Source organism: Bacteroidales bacterium (assembly GCA_035353855.1).
Lineage (GTDB): Bacteria > Bacteroidota > Bacteroidia > Bacteroidales > CG2-30-32-10 > DAOQAK01.
In genome coordinates this window covers 66,373-84,362 of record DAOQAK010000002.1, presented here as the reverse complement: position 1 = coordinate 84,362, position 17,990 = coordinate 66,373, and the positions used below count along the sequence as shown (strand labels likewise).

19 protein-coding genes are annotated in these 17,990 nt (G+C 27.9%); 2 read left to right on the top strand and 17 right to left on the bottom strand.

The window, feature by feature from the left end; all coding sequences use genetic code 11:
• Positions 1-13: 13 nt before the first annotated feature.
• Together PKK00_00780 and PKK00_00775 are read right to left on the bottom strand one after the other, a co-directional pair.
• The gene (locus tag PKK00_00780; GenBank protein HNW96926.1) at positions 14-1,285 is read right to left on the bottom strand and encodes a hypothetical protein; all 1,272 of its coding nucleotides are present in this window, start codon (positions 1,283-1,285) and stop codon (positions 14-16) included.
• Between the two features lie 21 nt (positions 1,286-1,306).
• Positions 1,307-2,536 carry a glycosyltransferase family 4 protein gene (locus PKK00_00775; GenBank protein HNW96925.1) on the bottom strand — a complete coding sequence of 410 codons (1,230 nt, stop codon included), beginning with the start codon at positions 2,534-2,536 and terminating at the stop codon, positions 1,307-1,309.
• 423 nt (positions 2,537-2,959) lie between these two features.
• On the opposite strand from PKK00_00775, the gene PKK00_00770 reads away from it, so the two are divergent.
• Positions 2,960-3,814, top strand: coding sequence for an ABC transporter permease (locus PKK00_00770; protein HNW96924.1), 855 nt, complete (start codon positions 2,960-2,962; stop codon positions 3,812-3,814).
• 100 nt (positions 3,815-3,914) lie between these two features.
• Positions 3,915-4,814, top strand: coding sequence for a beta-1,6-N-acetylglucosaminyltransferase (locus PKK00_00765; protein HNW96923.1), 900 nt, complete (start codon positions 3,915-3,917; stop codon positions 4,812-4,814).
• Positions 4,815-4,827: 13 nt separating this feature from the next.
• Here the strand turns inward: PKK00_00765 and PKK00_00760 are convergent, their stop codons facing one another.
• From PKK00_00760 to PKK00_00690, 15 genes are read right to left on the bottom strand one after another with little or no spacing between them, the layout of a single operon-like run.
• Positions 4,828-5,706: a beta-1,6-N-acetylglucosaminyltransferase gene (locus tag PKK00_00760; GenBank protein ID HNW96922.1), complete on the bottom strand. Its 879-nt coding sequence runs from the start codon at positions 5,704-5,706 to the stop codon at positions 4,828-4,830.
• Positions 5,707-5,715: 9 nt separating this feature from the next.
• A complete protein-coding gene (locus tag PKK00_00755) occupies positions 5,716-6,582 on the bottom strand; it encodes an FkbM family methyltransferase (GenBank protein ID HNW96921.1) in 867 nt (288 codons plus the stop codon).
• A gap of 19 nt (positions 6,583-6,601) precedes the next feature.
• A complete protein-coding gene (locus tag PKK00_00750) occupies positions 6,602-7,660 on the bottom strand; it encodes a glycosyltransferase family 2 protein (protein ID HNW96920.1) in 1,059 nt (352 codons plus the stop codon).
• Positions 7,661-8,743, bottom strand: a complete 1,083-nt coding sequence (locus tag PKK00_00745) for a DegT/DnrJ/EryC1/StrS family aminotransferase (protein ID HNW96919.1) — start codon at positions 8,741-8,743, stop codon at positions 7,661-7,663. It lies immediately after the preceding gene.
• On the bottom strand, positions 8,736-9,107 hold the full coding sequence (locus PKK00_00740; GenBank protein ID HNW96918.1) for an FdtA/QdtA family cupin domain-containing protein: 372 nt from the start codon (positions 9,105-9,107) through the stop codon (positions 8,736-8,738). Before PKK00_00740 ends, PKK00_00745 begins: the two co-directional genes overlap by 8 nt.
• Complete coding sequence (locus PKK00_00735) at positions 9,091-10,140, bottom strand: glycosyl transferase (protein ID HNW96917.1); 1,050 nt, start codon at positions 10,138-10,140, stop codon at positions 9,091-9,093. Before PKK00_00735 ends, PKK00_00740 begins: the two co-directional genes overlap by 17 nt.
• Positions 10,133-11,017: a methyltransferase domain-containing protein gene (locus tag PKK00_00730; protein HNW96916.1), complete on the bottom strand. Its 885-nt coding sequence runs from the start codon at positions 11,015-11,017 to the stop codon at positions 10,133-10,135. The genes PKK00_00735 and PKK00_00730 overlap by 8 nt, the downstream gene beginning before the upstream one ends.
• On the bottom strand, positions 11,017-12,009 hold the full coding sequence (locus PKK00_00725; protein HNW96915.1) for a radical SAM protein: 993 nt from the start codon (positions 12,007-12,009) through the stop codon (positions 11,017-11,019). The genes PKK00_00730 and PKK00_00725 overlap by 1 nt, the downstream gene beginning before the upstream one ends.
• Positions 11,996-12,793 carry a methyltransferase, TIGR04325 family gene (locus tag PKK00_00720; protein ID HNW96914.1) on the bottom strand — a complete coding sequence of 266 codons (798 nt, stop codon included), beginning with the start codon at positions 12,791-12,793 and terminating at the stop codon, positions 11,996-11,998. Before PKK00_00720 ends, PKK00_00725 begins: the two co-directional genes overlap by 14 nt.
• On the bottom strand, positions 12,790-13,632 hold the full coding sequence (locus PKK00_00715) for a DUF115 domain-containing protein (protein HNW96913.1): 843 nt from the start codon (positions 13,630-13,632) through the stop codon (positions 12,790-12,792). Before PKK00_00715 ends, PKK00_00720 begins: the two co-directional genes overlap by 4 nt.
• 5 nt (positions 13,633-13,637) lie before the next feature.
• Complete coding sequence (locus tag PKK00_00710; protein ID HNW96912.1) at positions 13,638-14,504, bottom strand: N-acetylneuraminate synthase family protein; 867 nt, start codon at positions 14,502-14,504, stop codon at positions 13,638-13,640.
• 12 nt (positions 14,505-14,516) lie between these two features.
• Positions 14,517-15,155 carry a class I SAM-dependent methyltransferase gene (locus PKK00_00705; GenBank protein ID HNW96911.1) on the bottom strand — a complete coding sequence of 213 codons (639 nt, stop codon included), beginning with the start codon at positions 15,153-15,155 and terminating at the stop codon, positions 14,517-14,519.
• Entirely contained in the window at positions 15,145-15,813 is a 669-nt protein-coding gene (locus tag PKK00_00700) for a hypothetical protein (protein HNW96910.1), read from the bottom strand. Before PKK00_00700 ends, PKK00_00705 begins: the two co-directional genes overlap by 11 nt.
• Positions 15,806-16,282 carry an HAD hydrolase family protein gene (locus tag PKK00_00695; GenBank protein ID HNW96909.1) on the bottom strand — a complete coding sequence of 159 codons (477 nt, stop codon included), beginning with the start codon at positions 16,280-16,282 and terminating at the stop codon, positions 15,806-15,808. The genes PKK00_00700 and PKK00_00695 overlap by 8 nt, the downstream gene beginning before the upstream one ends.
• Before the next feature lie 7 nt (positions 16,283-16,289).
• On the bottom strand, positions 16,290-17,600 hold the full coding sequence (locus tag PKK00_00690; protein ID HNW96908.1) for an ABC transporter ATP-binding protein: 1,311 nt from the start codon (positions 17,598-17,600) through the stop codon (positions 16,290-16,292).
• Positions 17,601-17,990 lie beyond the last annotated feature (390 nt).

Below are 17,990 nucleotides of genomic sequence, written 5' to 3'. Positions count from 1 at the left end.
TATCTTTAATCAATTATTGATTTAATTTTTTTAGCTTAAACAAATGAATCATTATTGAACTTATTATTATAGTAAACGGCACCATCACAATATTGTAACGGTCACCTTGCCAATACGCCAATCCAGACATAAGCCAATCTGACATATTAAGCACAGCACAAAAAAGCAAAATCATAATGACTTCTTTTTTTATATTCCCCCTGAATTTTTTAAATATTAAAATAAAAAATAAAATTACAATATTTAATGCAAAAATTAATGTAAAAAAAATGTTTTGAATCACTGATAGCTTATAAATATCATTATATATTTTTACATTGTACAATTGTATTCCGCCTGTTGAATTTGAATAAACGGAATACAGATATGCCCTAATTACATTATTAAAATTTCCGAAAATTTCATTCTTTATGTTTTTGTTTATTATATTATTTATGGCATTCAAACTGTCAGCCAAAGATAATTTATCCGTAATCTGCTGAAGTCTTTTTTCTTTATTATATTGTATGTTTTCAATGGGTTCATTTGTTCTCAGCGATTCAGATAACGATAACAGATATTTGAAAACGGTTTTTTTTCCGGCAAATGAAAAATCCAAACGATTATAATCTTTATACATTCCTGTAATTTGTATTCCCAAAGTAATTATAAAAAAAAACGACACCAGGTGTATTTTACTTTTTCTGATATTATTAATAATCACAAAATATATTATCCATGCAATGAAAATAATAATACACAAGGGAAGTGTGACAGGACGGATTACAGCAGAGATAAATAAAAACAAAACACTTATCATTAACTTTAAGATGCTACCTTCCTGAATAAACCTTTGAAGCATATACAATGAGAACAACAACACAAGAATAAAAGGAGGTTCTGTTAAGGCATAAAAAGAATAAATATGATTTGATATACTTAATGAATATACAAAACATGCAATTACTGTCATGGTTTTGTTAACATATACTTTAAGAATTAGAAACAACAATATGATACCAGCAACACCAAATAAATACTGAAGTACTAAAATATAATAAAACAGAAAGACGTTTCCTGTGCCGAAAAGCAATGGAAAACCAATAATCACAGGGTATAAAAAAGTGCGTTCGGAATCAAATCTGAAATTAAAATAAAATTTTTGAGCTGCTTTTATTATAGCATAAGAATCTCCCAAATTATTTATTTTTACTAATGAAGCTGATGTATTAAAATAAAAAAACAGGGATAAGAAAACAAAAGAATAAAATAATATCACAATTAATATTCCATTATTTTTTTTCATTTCTCTCATCCAACAATGATATTATATCACTCCACTTCCTTTTGAAATAGCCTTTATATAAAAATCAATATATTTCCTCATGCAAATATCCATTGAGAATTTCTCTTTTACAAAAAATGTATTCCTCTTATGTGTTTCATAAAGCTCATTGTTTAATAAATATTGTTCCATTGCATTAAACAATTCTTCAACTTTAGGTTTATGCGTATTTTCATCAAGTTTTATAATTGTTCCTGCTTCTTTATCATCATTGACAATCATTCCGGGTATTTCGCCTGTTTCAGTACTGATAACAGGAATATTATAAAACAACGATTCGATGATACTATTTGGGACACAATCAATCCAGGTTGGAAACACCAATGCATGTATACTTTCGAAAAAGTTTTTCTGTACAGGTTCAAAACCCTTAAATTCAATACCGGAAATACTTTTGTATTTATTCTCCAGTTCTTTCATGAATTCTGTTTCGGTATATGCTAAAATCAATTTTATTTTCTGATGTTTTTTCTGAAGTGCTTCAAACGCATTAATTGCTATTTCCCATCCTTTACTTTCTATTCCTCTTGCAATCATTCCAAAAACAAAATATTCACCGCTGTCTCTTTTGTTATATTTTTCTTCATCAGAAGTATCATAGCCAATATAAATTTTCCGGGTATTTATATTTTCTAGTTTTACCTGATTAAATATTTCGAGGTTCTTATCGGCAACATAGATAACATTTTTGCTTTTATTTAAAACTTTTTTTGAAAGCTCAAGAAAATCGTTATTAATTTCACCGGATATTTTTCCCTCCTTTACAAATAAATAATCTTCATAAGCACCATGCATTGAAATCACATGAGGGATATTAAAATTTACAGAAAAGAATTCATCTACTTCAAAAAGGTGGGTGTTTACAATATCTATTTTTTCTTTCTTAAGAAAAGTATTTAATCTTTTGATTTGTGAATTATTAATGATATTCTCTCTATAGTCCTTTTTACCAAAACGTAAGAACAAACCGTTCAATCTCCAAAGAATAACGTTTTTTATTCTCCCGGGTTTCCAGCGTGTAACAATTTTGACTTTTGAATATTCTTTACCCAGTATCTTTTCAATTCGTTTTTTTGCATCTGCAATATTCCAATCATATAAAGCAAACAGATAAACCTTATGACCTGATTCAGACAAAGCTTTTGCAAGACGGAATACAAAATTTTCTGCACCACCAACATCAAAAGTATTCAAGCCAAGTAATATATTCATATTTTATTATTTCAAATTGATAATTGTAAATATGTTTTTTGTTTTTTGGTTGGTGGCAGCTGGTTTAGTTGAAGGTTATAAGTTATCTGTTTTTTACTTATACCTCTTTACCATTTACCTAACTAGTCGCTACACCTTTTAACCATTGACTTTTTATTTTTGTTTTTTGTTTTTGGTTGATAGCAACTGGTTTAGCTAAAAGTTATAAGTTATCTGTTTTTTACTTATGACTTTTTTACCATTTTCCTAGCTAGTTGCTAAACCTTTTAACCATTAACCTTTTAATAATAATGGACACATCCTTTTTCTTAACAAATCATTTAAAATCTATATAACCGGTTTTATTTGTAACTACAAAACTAATCATTCCCCTGCATTTATCCAATTTGAAAGATTTTTGATACTTTTGTAAAAAGAATATTCATGGCTTTGTCTGAAGATAAAGAATGGACCGAAATAATCCGTCCCAAGCGTACATGGTATGATATCAATCTTGCCGAACTATGGCGTTACAAAGACTTAATTATGATCTTTGTAAGAAGAGATTTTGTTTCTGTATACAAACAAACCATCCTCGGCCCATTATGGTATATCATTCAGCCGCTTTTTACAACCATTGTCTTTACTATTATTTTCAGCAAGGTAGCCAATATTTCGACGAACAGTGTTCCTGCCACACTTTTTTATTTGACCGGAATTACTGCATGGAACTATTTTGCATCATGCCTTAACAAAACCTCCGGCACTTTTATTAACAATGCCAGTGTTTTTGGCAAAGTATATTTTCCAAGACTCACTGTTCCCGTATCTATTGTCATTTCAAGCCTGATAACTTTTGGTATCCAGTTATTATTTTTAATTTGTTTTTGGATTTACTTCTACTATATCGGAGCATCTGTTAGCATGAATGCTTATATATTTCTATTACCCGTTTTATTGTTGATAATGGCTTTTATGGGACTTGGTTTTGGTATTATTGTTTCATCGTTAACCACAAAATACAAAGACCTTCAATTCCTTGTCGGATTTGGGGTGCAATTATTCATGTATGCCACACCCATAATATATCCGCTAAGCAGCATACCCGATAAATATAAAACATTAATCATGCTAAACCCCATGACCTCAATTATCGAAACTTTTAAATACGCTTTGTTGGGTAAAGGTTCTTTTTCGTGGATGATGCTGGGTTATAGCGGAGTTTTTACGATATTCATTTTGATTATTGGAATCTTGCTTTTTAATAAAACCGAGCAGCGGTTTATTGACACTATTTAAAGAATTATCAATAATCTTTAGCAGCTTTTTCGGTGATTTGCCAATGTAAAAATTAAATTTTGAATTGAAACCAAAATAACGCTGTTAGAAATTCGGTCAAATGAAGCACGGAATATTAATAACCGCATATAAAAACCTGGAGCAATTAATTGAGATTGTAAACTTCTTTGATGAAAATTTCAAATTTTATATCCATATCGATAGAAAAAGTAAACCGGACAAAGAAATAATTCAAAAATTAAATACAATAAAAAAAGTAAAATTCATTACAAGTAAATTTAAAATAAACTGGGGCGGGCGAAATCATTTATTAAGTATTTTATTATTAGCCAAAGAAGCTTTGCGAAACCCGGATCTGGAATATTTCCACCTGATAAGCGGGCAGGATTTCCCTATAAAAAACACATCTTATTTTATTAACTTCTTTAATACTTATAAGGGAAAAGATTTTTTGGAATATACCAAAATGCCCGCAAATGAATGGAATAACAGGGGACTGGACCGAAGCGGAGGAATGGACAGAATTAATTATTACAACTTCTATGATGTTTTTAATGAAAGAAAAAAACAGAAATGGATCTCTTTTTTTATAAAACTTCAACAAAAGATCAATTTTAAAAGGCCTGTATCAAAACAAATACCTCAATTTTATCTGGGTTCAACCTGGTGGAGCCTATCAAAAGAAACATTAACCTTTGTTATTGACTATACCGGGAAAAATAAATACCTTATCAAACGGTTAAAACATACTTTCTGTTCGGAAGAAATATATTTTCAAACAGTAATAATGAATTCGGATTATTCGAAAAAAGTAATAAATGATAATTTAAGATATATTGATTGGGAAAGTGGATTAAGATACGGAAGCATACCTGCAATTTTAGATATTACCGACCTTGATAAAATAAATTCGAGCGATAAATTATTCGCCAGAAAAATTGAAGCTCCTTTTTCGGATGAACTAAAAAAAATACTAACAACGGTTATATCCAGTAAGTAAAAAAATGAATATCTTAAAAAAAGTCTTTGTCTAACAAGTCTAGTATCTCACTGTCTTCTTTGATATCAAATTTTCGAGCAAACAATTTATCTGTTTTTTTAATTTTTTCATAATCTTCCATTTTTATAGTTGCAGGATGATATACATTAGGTTTATCCCAATCAATGTATCTAAGCGAATTATTTACCAATTTTCCAATAAAATCATTATCATGGGAATTAAGTAAAATGGTTTGAAAAAACATTTCATCGGATAATTTTGAAAACCTATGAAACCTTATAAAACTTCTATTATCTTTTAAAAACCTAAGTATATAATTTACTGCATCAATATGTAACGACCACCATTGCGAACCAGCAAATGGTTTTAATCCTTTTGGTATTTTTCTTCTAAAAAAAGAAATTTTCATTGAAAGTGTATTAAAAAAGTCATTTCTTTTTTTATCCCATTTTGAGGGATGTATTCGGTTTCCAAAATGATATTTTTCTATCCTATCCATTCCCTCATAAAATAAAAATTTTGATGGTAAACTAAAAAATTCAATAAAACTATATCCCCTGTTTTTCTTAAAAAATAACTCAATAGAATCAATATCACGAATTGGGTAATCTTGCCCACTTATCAAATGGATATACTCGAAATCAATATGAGATTTGCTTATTGCTTTTAATCCGTTTATTGTTGCCTTAACAATACCTATTCTTCCCCAAGAACCATTTTCCCTCTTTAAAAGTGTTACATTATTTTGTTTATATAGAAATTCAAATTCATTGATATTAGAGTTTTTACAAATATGTACAAAAAAATAAAAATTACTTTTGCACAGAACATTTAATAATCTTTTAACCTGTTCAGGATTCTTATGCGCCAATATAACAAAGGCATGATTCATGTATTATAATTATTTAGTCTTATATTTACTATTCACACCTATGGTTAATTCTCCATTATAAATCAAATCGAAATTATATGATTTTAATATATTTTCAATATCTTTTCTGCAATTAAATTCATCATGTATTTCAATGGCAATTACTTTTGTATTGGGTAGCCAGACATCTATTTGTTTATCATTTAAGAAAAGACTTTTTTCTGCGCCTTCAATATCAATTTTAAATATATCAATACCTGACCAATTATTCTTTTTCATTATCTCTGATACGGTTTTTGTTTTGACTCCATCTATATTTTCATGGGTTTTAATAGGAGTAAATTGAATTGCCCAGTTTCTGCCATCACGAAACAAATTATTAAAAAATAAGGTAGTGTTTTCAAACCATAATGCATTTTGAAGTGATACTGTATTATTTAATTCATTTGCCAAAATATTTTTTTTTAATTGGAAATAATTCCCTGTTTCCGGTTCTAAAGCAATAACTGACGCTCTTGGGAATGATGCTTTGCAGCATAATGTAAAAAGACCAATATTGGCACCTGCATCAATTATATTATTACAAGGCCATTTATTTTCCTCGACTAATTTTAATAAAAACGCGTAACCTCCATTTAGAAAAACCTCCTTAAAAACTATAAAATCAGAAGTATTCCTTCGTAAGTATATTTTGATTTTATTAGTTTTTATTTGATAAAATATTTTATTTTGATTTCCTGATTTTTCGAATTTATAGCCTCGCTTTAATAAGATTTCAAATACCTCCCGCGAGTCAGTAAAATTTTTCGATACAAATTTTTTAATATTTAATTCATTTAAAAAAAATGCAGGAAATTCATTCACAGAATACTGAATAAGAAAATGTAAAAGCCTCACATATTGATTTTTAAAAATATTAATTAACTATCTTGAATCTTTTTATAATAAAAATGATTTTATTTAAAAAATTAATTTCTTTCGAATAAAACAATAAGAAATAACTCCACATTATTTTTGCCTTGAATGATATTTTATTTGAATTTGAGTTTTTAATAATTTTATTTATTTCTCTATAAATATATAATGAAATATAACGTTTTTTATTTATAAATATTCCTTCCCAGTTTAATCGAAAAGGCTCAATCACTTTCTTTTGTTTTTGTAAGATCTGCGGAGCTTTAATTAATTTTAAAATCTCATTTTCAATTTTCCATATTTCCTGATAAAATAAATTTATAATACTTTGTGTTTTAGACGATGGATGTTTACGGAAAAATGAAATAATATTATCGGTTAATATTATTTTTAATTCTTCTTCTTTTTTTGATAATAAATAACGAAACCACAACTCCAAATCCATAACACAATATAGCGATTCGTAAATATTACCTATCTTTTTTAAGGTAATTAAATTATAAAATGATGAAGGTTGATTAATCCAATAATTTACGATCGTATCTTCTTTTGATTTACCAACATACATCCTGCTAATTTCTTCAACTTCTTTTTTTTCATTTATAATATTACAATATCCACATATAACATCAGGTTTATTGTTTTCAAGAAAAGTTTTTGCAATATTAAATAATGCTCCTTCTGCCAAATAATCATCGCTGTTTAACCAGTTAAAAATTTCTCCAGTACATTTTTCTAATCCTTTATTTATTGCATGACTCTGCCCGTTATCTTTTTCACTAATCCAATAAGACAAGTATTTTTCATATTTTTTTATTACCTCAATTGAATTATCAGTACTTCCTCCATCAATAACAATGTATTCCAGATTAGGATAATTTTGATTAATAACAGATAAAATAGTTTCCTCAATAAACCTACCTTGATTAAATGAAGGTGTTACTATTGAGATTTTAGGTAAACACATATTCTCATTGGAAATACATGGAGTTGTTTCTTTTATCCATGGCCAACTTTTTTTATCTATACTAAATTGCGAAAGATTTGAATCCGAATCCATTTAAAATTTATTTAAAACTTCTATTACTTTTAATATATCCTTTTCTGAATGGAAATAGGAAATGGGTAAACTTAAAGTTGAATTATGTATTTCATCTGAAATAGGGTATTTCTCAGTAAAAAAATTCTTTAATGCTTTTTGCTTATATGGAGGAATAGGATAATGTATTTCACTTTGAATTTTATTTTTATATAAAAAATGTTTTAATTTATCACGTTTATCATGCCGGATGTTATATATATGAAATACATCAAAGGAATTATTATCAATGGAAGGTTTAATAAAATCACTTTTTAAATTTTCATGATACATTTTTGCAAGTTTACGTTTATGAGAATTTATTTTGTTTAAATTTTTTAATTTAATTAAAAGAAAAGCTGCCTGAATTTCATCTAATCTTGAATTGTAACCAACAATATCATTAACATATTTTTCTGAAGAACCATAATTTCTTAATTTTATAATTGTATTTTTAAGTTTTTCATCATTAAGATTAATAGCACCTGCATCACCTAAAGCACCTAAATTTTTGGTAGGATAAAAACTAAATGCTGCAACATCGCCAAACGAACCAACTATGTTGTTTTTATATTTTGCACCATGTGCCTGAGCACAATCTTCAATTATTTTTAATTTATATTTTCTTGAAATGTTTGCAATCTCATCCATTTCGCACGGTTTACCATATAAATGAACAACCAAAATACCTTTTGTTTTATTATTAATAGCTGCTTCAATTTTATTTGGGTCAATATTGTATGTATTTATATCGGGTTCAACTAAAACAGGTTTATAGCCTGCATGCAATATTCCTAAAATTGTTGCAATGTAAGTATTAGCAGGCACTATGATTTCCGAACCTTTTTCAAATTGCAATGCAACTAAGGATATGGTCAATGCGTCTAAACCATTTGCAACCCCTATACAGTATTTCGTATTACAATATTTTGCATAACTTTTTTCAAAATCCTTTACATTCTGCCCAAGAATAAACCAACCGGAATTAAATGTTTTAAAAAAAGCATTGTTGTATTCTTTAAAAAAAATCTTATTAGTTTTATATAAGTTTTCGTATTCAATCATTTTTGTATGGTTCAAATATATAATCGTTTTCATCGAAAAATTCTGAAGCAAAAACCATCAATATAGCATCTCTACTAAAATCATACATCTTATGCCAATCGCATGGTTCAATAATAAGGCATTTAACGGGCGAGTTTAAAGTAAACATTTCAGTGCTGCTACCATTGTTGTTGTATATTTTACATGAACCTTTAATACATACTGCTGCTTGATATGTATTATAATGCCGATGCCCTCCTCTAACCGAATCGTCAACTCCATAAATATAAAATATTCTTTTTATTTCGAAAGGAAATATTTTCTCAATGACTGTAAGGTTACCTCTTTTATCAGAAAACGTTTTTAAACTAATTAATTTTGCCACTATTTATAATATTTTTTCTTACTTGTTTCTTTTCTTTTATTAATTTATTTGCATCTTTAAAGGCTTTAATACTTAATTTAAATAATGCTTTTCTGTATAGATACAATTTATCACGTAAATAGTATATAGTAAAAATCATCTCTTTTGTTCCATTAAAATCTTTACTATTGAAATCTTTATATAATTCTTTATTTATTTTATTTATATGATTTAAGTATGGGTAATAAAAATAATGTTTTATTTCACTTGAAATATAATAAATCCCATTGGTTAAATTTATTTTTTTATTTGAGTAAAATGATAGGTAATGAAAATGATAAAATACTGGTTTAATTTTTTCTTTTGTTTTAAGGGTTTTAAGGATGAACGGGTTTATTGACTTAATTTTATATTGCTGAATATTCCATGGTGCTAAACTACCGCCTTCGTTCATTAATACATGAATATCATTAAATCTGGTAGTCCAATCATCAAGGTATTTTTGATCGCCAAATTTTCCGTTTTCAAAACGAGCATAACACCATTCAATGCAGGCATTTTTCCACCATTTTAATACAGTTATTCCATCAATAGTGTTTTTAAACGTGATGAACTGCACACAATATATTCCGCTGGTTAAGGATTGGTCGTATTCGGGTGTATACCTATGTTCTGTAATTAGAACAGATTTATCCCCCATTTCATCAATAAGAACTCTGGGATTACTATAGAAATATAAATCTGCATCTACGTACGTACAATGATCCAGTTTATACTGCTCAATACAAAAAAAAATGGTTGAGGGGGTGCATGTCCAACAATATTCAGCACGACTACGTTCTGTCTTTATTTCTAAAAGTTCATTGTTCTCAAATTCTGATAAAGAAATTATTGTTGTTTTAGGTAACTTTAATTTATTTAAAATATCTAAACTGGTTTCATCAAAAGCGAAGATATATAAATGAAAATCATTGCAATGTTTTTTTAAAGATTCATACATTGCAATGCCTCGTGAAAAATAATTAATATCGAAAAGTGTACAAAAATTAAGCATACGTATTAATTTTTTTTGCTTCTATAAATAATGAATCGGGTTTTCTAACTTCATTATTTATTACATCCAATTCAAAACTATTCCAGTCTTTTATCTCGCTTTCAAATGCTGTTTTGATTTTAACATTAACAAATTTTTCTCTTTCTAACAATTCTTTCAATGAATACCTATCATACATCCACTGGTGTATTTCGCCGGAAGTTCGAAATTTAGCGAGTTTCAGTAATTCTTGTTCTTGTTCAATCTGTCTCCATTCTTTTGCAAGTAATTTTCTTTTTAAGAAATTGAAATATGTCAAAGGTTTAAAATAATACATTATTTTTTTACTTATACTTTTTTCATACGAAATCGTTGTTTTTATATTTTCCGTTTTTTTAAGTGATTTTAAATAATTTTCACGTATATTTTTTCCTTCTATACCTATTCGATTGTAAACATAATCAATATTTTTAATTTCTTTTTGAAATAAATATTTTCCCATTTCGCCTCCGCTATAATTCCTAACAGTTTGGTCATACATTTCAAGCAACATCCATTCATAATTATACCTTGCCCTTTCATCCCCATTCAGCGCATCTTTCAATTGTTTTAAATATTCTTCGGCTATAACTTCAAGGTTGGGTACAACAACCCGCAATATGCCTCCATTTTTAAGCACTCGAAAACATTCGCTAATAAAACAATCCGCTTTCGCCTTTGGAAAATGTTCTAAAACATGTGAATGATAAACCACATCAAAGGTATTATCGGGAAAAGGTATTCCGTTTAAAAGATCATGTGCAATAACATTCTTGTTATTCGAAACAAAATCTACATTTTTCCAATCAGGATGGAAATGATTCCCGCAACCTAAGTTCAAATATTGCAGTTTACTCATTAGAATAATTTTCGTTTAAAACGATTTGCTATTATTTTCATTAAATCAATAGTGGTTGTTTTTTCTAAAAAATCATCTTTACTGAAATCGATTGATAACATTGAATTGTGGATATAATAAGCAAGTCCTGATTTTATGCAATTTCTACAAACCATCATTGATGTTTTATTTTTTAAAATTGTATTCCAATCATCAGTAAGAATATTTCCACATGAATATTCTTTATTGTCTTTTGGTAATTGGCAACATCCGGAAATATTTGCACTTTCATCAATTACAAGTAAATCATATTGTGGACATTTATAATCAGAGGGGCTTGCTTTTAAAAGGTCATTAAAATTATACATAAGTAATTTTTGAGAAACTTCCAATAAATCATTGTAAGGTAACTCCCCACCCATATAAAGATTCAAATTATCCCAATCATTTAAAATAGCAAGGCATGGATAAAAATGCACTTTTATTTTTTTTGCAAAATCCCGACACGCCTCTATTTCACTTATATTAAACTGGTATATATGGAAATTTAATTCGATATATGTTTGTGGGTTTTCATTTTGAATATTTTTTATAATTCTTTCAATATTTAAAAGCGTTTTTTCAAAATTAAAGCCATGTATTTTATTATATGAATTTTGTGAAAAACCAGATAAGGAGAATTTAAAAAAAACTAAATTTTTGCAAAAATTATCAGGAAAATTAAATTCAATAGAACCATTTGTACTTAGTCCAAATTGTAAATTATGTTTATTCAAAATACTGATAAGTTCAGATAACTTAGGATGCAAAAAGGGTTCACCCCAATTGTAAAGATAAATAACCGAACTCTCAACTATAGACTTATTACGAATTAATGAAATAAGAATATTATCAAAAACTTCCGGCTCAATATATTTTTTTATTGCTGGTTTGTGCTTTCCTGTAATACAAAAAGGACATTTTGCATTGCAGGTATTAGTAATATCAATGTAAATGTTTTTAAATTCTTTCATCTTTCTTTTTAAAAATAAAACCTTTTCCTTCACAAAATCCATCAAACTCAAGAATCAAATCATATTTTTCTTTAAAAATTTCTTTAAATTTATTTTTATCCAAAAACCAACAAGGATAGCTTGCATCAAAGATTTCAGGGGAAACCTTCTGTATTGTTAAAGTATCACTATGAACATTATTGAATAATGTCCGGTCAATAATTATAAATTTAAATCCATACGAGATAACTTCTTTTAAAAATATTTCAGGTGTTTCCAAATATTGAATAACTCCAGATAGAATTATAATATCGATATTATTTTTATTTATGCATTCACTAATTGAATGATAAAATTTCAGGTGTTCATCTTCAAAATATAATTTACCTGTTTCTACAAATTTTTCTTGCTCTACAATATTCCATTGAACACAATTTAATGAATTAAGAAAATGTTTGTTTTGAAAATAAGTACTTCCTAAAGCTCCACCAAAATCAAGAGCATTTAAATTCCCTCCATTCTGAGCCGCAACCCACATTAAACCTGTAAGTAATGGATATGAGTATTGTATTTTATCAAACAATACAGAATCTCTTTCATAAACTGCTTCGCCATTTTTTACTTTGAATGCAGCATTTTTTACTTTCTCTATAATAATATCCGAGTCATATCCTGTACAATTTTTCTTTGCCTCTTCCCATGAATTATAATTACCAAGAAAACCATATTGTAATTTTTCTTTTATAAAATTTTTTTTTAATATTTTCACAAAAAGAGGAGGAATAAAATCTTTAAATTTTATCATATAAATAATGATTCAAATTTTACACGAGGAAACACATCTAAAGCTCCGCCTTCTGTTGCATTAAATATTTTAATATTGTTATTCTCTGCGATTCTTTTAAGATGCATATATTGCTCCCATAGAGATACACAACTTTTTAGTTCCAGATATAAAGAACTTATCTTATTATTAACAACACAATCTTCTGTCATTTCAGTATTCTCATAAAAATGGCGGTATTCACCTTTAAAAGAATCATGTTCGGTTCCTAATAAAAATATCTCTTTAAATCCCATATACATTGCTATCATTAAACACATTATTGGAACCGATTGTACGCTTGGAATTTGTTTCGTTAAATCATATATTTCTTTTCTTTTATTATCCATTTGCATATCAAAATAAATATAATTTACTTTATCTTTAAGAAACAGATCATTATCATATAAATATTTTTTATCACTTATACTAAAAAAGAAATTGGTTTTATTACTAGTTTCTTCCATTTTGCGAAAACGATTATACCTATCTTGATTTAACAAATCATTACTTGGAGGCAAGCAAAAATATAGAGGTTTAATTTCATTATAGTTTGGATGCAAAAATCCACTTGAAACAAAAAAAGTTTTTTCATTTTTCAATGGCAATAAATTTTGTTTATTAATTGATGGCCCACTACAAACAATAAAACATCTTTCTCCTTTATGAATATCTTTAAATTTTGCATTAATTTTTAATATCTTTTTTTCTTCTTTCGTTGGCTTAAAAAAATAAATTTCTTTATATTTGTTATAAAGTAAATGAATCCCAAACGGCAAGGAATACTTAATAATATTTATAATATAATTTATTATTTTCAATGAAATTAATATCCTCGTAATTTTTTTCTTATAAGTAATTCCGAATCATATACTTTTTTAATCCCATCACCTAGTGCTTTTTCAATTGCCCTAATATGTGTAACAAGTTTAAGCATACCTTGTGGTTCAACAGAAGCAATTTGATCTGTTCCCCACATTGTTCTATCTATTGTTACATGACGTTCAATTATTTTAGCTCCTAATGCAACAGAAGTAGTTGTAGGCACTAAACCAAATTCATGTCCGCTATATCCAACAACACATTTATACCTCTCTTGAAACGTTTTTATCACATTTAAATTTAATTCTTCTTCATGCGCAGGATATGAAGAATTGGTATGCATAAGAGCAAAATTATCTGTAAAACTAGTAATCAGTTCAACTGCATGGTCAACTTCTTCAGTTGTACTCATCCCTGTCGAAAGCAAGACGGGTAATTTTTTCTTACAAATATATTTTATTAAATCATCATTTGTAAGATGAGCTGATGGTACTTTAATAAATGGGACATCAAAATCATCCATAAAATCAACACTTTCTATATCCCATACCGATGCAGTAAATTTTATTTTATCGGAGCAATATTTTTCTATTTCAGAATATTGACTTTTATCAAACTCCATCTTATGTTTATATTCCAAGTATGTCATTTTACCCCATGGAGTATCTTTTATTATATTTTTCTGATGTTCGGGAACGGATTTATCAGGATTTCGTTTTTGTAGTTTTACACAATTCCAACCAAAAACCAAAGCATAATCAATCATTTTTTTTACAAAATCTATATTACCATTATGATTAATACCTATTTCTGCAATTAAATAAACAGAATCAATATTTTTAAAATAGAAATTATTATTATTACTATTCATGCTTTTTATATTTTATTTTACTTTACTTTTTATATAATTGTTTAATAAAAGGTAACATAATTTTTCATTTTTCCCAAATGAATTAATGAAATTATCTATTTCAAAAAAAATAGAATTAAAATAAGGCGAGAATTGCTTGAATAAAACATCAATGCTGGGTTCATTAAGATGAAAATCGTTGTATTCGCTTGGTTTGTTATTGCCTAAGGGAATTGTAATCAGCATATCACCATTATCCTTTAAATGCGAAATTAAATTTAAAATAAATTTCTGAATTTCTTTTTTGGGTATATGTTCATACGTTTCAATGCAAACAATTTTATCGGCTTTATTTATAGTATTTTTTTTAAGTTCATTATAATTTAAAAAACATATTTTTTCTGAAGGAAACATATTTTTTGCATCATTCAAATAATTTTTATTAATGTCAAGTCCAATAACCTTTTTTGCTTTCTGAGAAAGAATATAAGAGCCATAACCACGACCACACGAAGCATCAAAAACAATATGGCTGTTATTAACACCTAAAATTCTACACGCTAAACCATACCTATAAAAATGGTTAAATAATAAAAGTGTATGTTCCTTGATTGGCTCATTGATAATTTTATTAATTAACAGCGTTTCGTTCTTTAGCGTATCAATTTTCATTTAGCACTTCTCCTATATTTTGTGCAAAAATAAAATCATTTTCTGTATCAATATCAATCATCGAAATATAATTCGATTGATGGAACACAAACATATTCTCAGAATACCACGATTTTGATTTTTTGAAAGTCTTAATACTAAAAACAATAAACTGTCCATTTTCAACACCGTATTTCTCATCAAAATCTTGAGTATTTTTTCTTGGATATGATGTATCAAATAATGGTTTGTCATTCTTCCATAAAAAAGGATTTACTTCTGTAACTGAAGTAATAGCATCGTATTTATTTTTTTCGATCAATTCTTTAAGTGAATAAAAATCTTCTTTTATTCTGAAAGGTGATGTTGGATTGAGCAACCAAATATAAACATCATCACCAAAACTATTTTCATTTATTATAACTTCTATCAAATCATTAATAGGCGATTCTTTGGTTGCCAGATATGCTGGTCTGTTATGGATTTGTATAGTATCAGAATATAGAAATAAATTATTATCTGTTGAAACTATTATCTTATTGAAAAAAAGGTCTATTACAATATCAATAGTATATTCAACAAGATTTTTACCATTAACAAAAGGTCTCCAATTTTTGTTAATACATCTTGATGAATCCAATTTTGCAGGAATTAAAGCAATATGTTTTATTTTATCCATCAGTATGTTTTATTAAATCTAAAAAGTTTCTAATAACGCCATCCCCTCCATTAACATGAATAATAAATTTTGAAATGGCTTTAATTTCCATACAAGCATCTTCAGGACATATAGGAATACCAACATTCTTCATTGCTTCTAAATCATTAATATCGTTTCCAATATAAACCACATTTTGAAGTTTTATTGATTTTTCAGAACAATAATTTAATAATTGTTGTTTTTTATTTTTAACTCCTGCAATAACTGGAATTTGTAATTTTCTAGCCCTTAGTTCTACTATTTTATTTTGTTCTGAAGATAATATTATCTGTGGTATGCCGTACTGTTTAATTATATTTACTGCCAATCCATCGGATCTATTTACATATACTCCTTCTCGTCCATCTTCGGTTAACAATACTTTATTGTTTGTCATCACCCCATCAAAGTCATAAACAATAAGTTCTATTTTTGTTTTATCAATCATACATATTTTATAATTTATTTGTTTCCCATTTAAGCAAAGTACTAAAATAACCTGCTCTATGATTACCTCTATCTGTGGTTATATCGTCAATACGGAAAGAGGCTGCACATTCATGTGTGTCAATCCAAAAATTATTAAAACTTTGCGAACTGGTAAAGTTTATCATTACTTTATATGATCCATGTCCTAAAGTTCGGGATGGAATTTTTATACGAATATTATAATTCCCTGAAGATAATTTATCAAATATATTCTCTCCTATATCGAAAGTATCTGACATCAAAACATGAATTCCATCATTATTATATATTAATAATGCTCCATATAAACCGGGAACAGGTTTCCTGGAAACACAAATCATATCTATATAAATATCCTCATCACAGGAAAAATTATTAATAATTTCTGATTCTTTATTCATTAACTTTAATACCAATAATTGAAACTCTTTATTCAAGTTTTCTTGAAATTTAATTTCTGCTTTGCCTTCAGAAATATTCGTTTTATTTAAGTATAAATCACAAATCTCACTTGTTGTACCCTGTGCTTCAATCTCACCTGAAGTTAGTAATATGCTATTTGAGCACAGTTGTCTTATTGCACCTATATTATGACTAACAAATATTATTGTTCGCCCCCCTTTCGCTGCATCCCCTATTTTACCTAAGCATTTTTTTTGAAACTCAGCATCTCCTACTGCTAATACTTCATCTAATATTAATATTTCCGGTTCAAGATGTGCAGCAACTGCGAAAGCCAAGCGCACATACATTCCACTCGAATAACGTTTAACAGGAGTATCGATATAACGTTCTATACCCGAAAAATCAACTATCTCATCAAATTTGCCTTTTATCTCTGCTTTGGTCATTCCCAATATGGCTCCATTTAAGAAAATATTTTCCCTTCCTGTAAGCTCTCCATGAAAACCCGTACCTACTTCAAGCAATGAAGCTATACGGCCTTTCACCTTTACATTACCTGTAGTAGGACCCGTTACTTTCGATAATATTTTTAACAGTGTTGATTTACCTGCACCATTTTTACCTATAATTCCAAGAACTTCGCCCTGCTTAACTTCAAAATTAATATCCTTCAGTGCCCAAACATAATTCTGATTCCGATACTTATCGGAACTGAATTCTGAATTCTGAATTTTATTTAAAGTATTTACCTGGCCTATTCTAAGCGTTGGGTCATCTTTGCCTCTTATTTTAGCCCAATATCTTCTTATATCGTCGGAAATAGTTGTTGCTCCCACTATCCCTAAACGGTATTGTTTGCTTAAATTTTCAACCTGAATTACAGTATCAGACATCTTATTACGTAAAATTGATAATGGTAAATGGTAAATTTCAAAATTAATAAAAAATATTGAAATTTTTATAAAGCCATATCATTAAATTGCTTCGTCGTCATTCATAGTCATTTGTTGTCATTCATAGTCATTAGTAGTATATTGCCAACTAAAGACTGCGGACTGAATCTTTTTATTTCACGCGGAGTTGCAAAGTCGCGAAGAGTAAGTTTGTCTATGTCAATATATCCCTATACCCCTATACCTTCTAAAACTTTAGTGGTTTTAGGGTTGGGCAGCTGGTTTAGGTAAATTTTTTTCGTTAACGGTGGTTATACTATAACCCTTTGACCTTTGACTTGGCTAGTCGCTACACCCATCAACCTTTGACCTTTTTATAGAAAATAGTAA